Source organism: Streptomyces beijiangensis, from assembly GCF_017315755.1.
GTDB classification, from domain to species: domain Bacteria; phylum Actinomycetota; class Actinomycetes; order Streptomycetales; family Streptomycetaceae; genus Streptomyces; species Streptomyces beijiangensis.
In genome coordinates this window covers 1-303 of sequence record NZ_JAFLRJ010001704.1, presented here as the reverse complement: position 1 = coordinate 303, position 303 = coordinate 1, and the positions used below count along the sequence as shown (strand labels likewise).

Annotated in this window: 1 protein-coding gene; it reads left to right on the top strand. The window is 73.3% G+C overall.

The features are described from left to right. A partial coding sequence (locus J0695_RS43315; protein ID WP_206970281.1) for an aminotransferase class IV occupies positions 1 to 295 on the top strand: 295 nt, incomplete at its 5' end. Positions 296 to 303 lie beyond the last annotated feature (8 nt).

The window sequence follows — 303 nt, the reverse complement described above, 5'->3', positions numbered from 1 at the left end:
GGAGGGCATCACCGTCGACACCGTCGCGCGCCTCGCCGACGAGCAGCTCGGCCTGACCCTCCAGCACCGCCCCGTCGACCGCACCGAGCTGTACGTGGCCGACGAGGTCTTCCTCTGCGGCACCATGTCCGAGCTGCTGCCGGTCACCAGCGTCGACCGTCTCCCCTTCGGCGTTGTCACCCCGGGCCCGCTGACCCGCGCCCTGCAGAACCACTACGACGACGCGGTCCGCGGCCTCGGCAAGCACCCCGAGTGGTGCACCCCGGTCCCGGCCCGGACGGGCGGTGCCGCATGAGCCTGCTG